Source organism: Paenibacillus sp. FSL H7-689 (assembly GCF_000517905.1).
Classification (GTDB): domain Bacteria; phylum Bacillota; class Bacilli; order Paenibacillales; family Paenibacillaceae; genus Paenibacillus; species Paenibacillus amylolyticus.
Window position 1 is genome coordinate 1 of record NZ_ASPU01000041.1, and the last position, 783, is coordinate 783.

Here is a 783-nt window from a genome sequence, read left to right on the forward strand (position 1 = left end):
TTTGAAATGCCTCATGTTCCTTATGTTCGGTCGATTTGATGGTTACAGAATAGGTTTTACTTTTCGCACCTTCTTTATAGCACCCGTCTTTCATTGGGCATACTTTGCATTTTTCAATGTCAAACATGTAGGTATTCTTTTGGTTATTATTCATACCTTTCTTACCTGTGCGCGCTCTTTGAATCGCCATATGTCCAGCTTTACAAACGTACATACATGCATCTTTATTAAACTCAAATTCATCTTCTTTTTTACGAGTTCCTTGTGTGATATTAGGGTTTAATTTTGATATTAATTGTAGTTCTTTGTGATTGGCATATTGAATATTATCTTTTTCAGAATAGGCAGTATCTCCAATGACGGTATCGATCTTCATACCTGTGTCGCGACTTTTTTCAATGAGAGTTTGGAGTTGTTTTCCATCACTTTTCTCACCAGTCGTAATTACCGCAGCTGTAATAATTCGTTCTCCATTCATAGCAAAATGTGTTTTGTAACCGAAGAACGAGGAGTCTGCCGTTTTGTGACCTATTCGTGCATCTGGATCATTGCTGAGTTGAAAGTGCTCATGGTGATCAGCTATGATTTCTTTTAAGTAGTTCAGCTTTTCTTTCACCTTTGGGTATTCACGGAGGGATTCTTCTTTTTCTACTGTATCTACAACTTTTTGGCAATAGTCCAGTTCATCAGATAATTCGTTCGTCGTTGTTTTCGGTGGGAATTTATCCTTCATTTTTTCATCGATCTTGTAAACGGATTTTCTCAACAACTTAGACTTTTGCA

The 783-nt window shown here is 36.7% G+C and carries 1 protein-coding gene; it reads right to left on the reverse strand.

The features are described 5' to 3' along the window. Positions 1-783: transposase (locus C170_RS22450; protein WP_036614274.1), on the reverse strand; the 783-nt coding region annotated here is incomplete at both ends.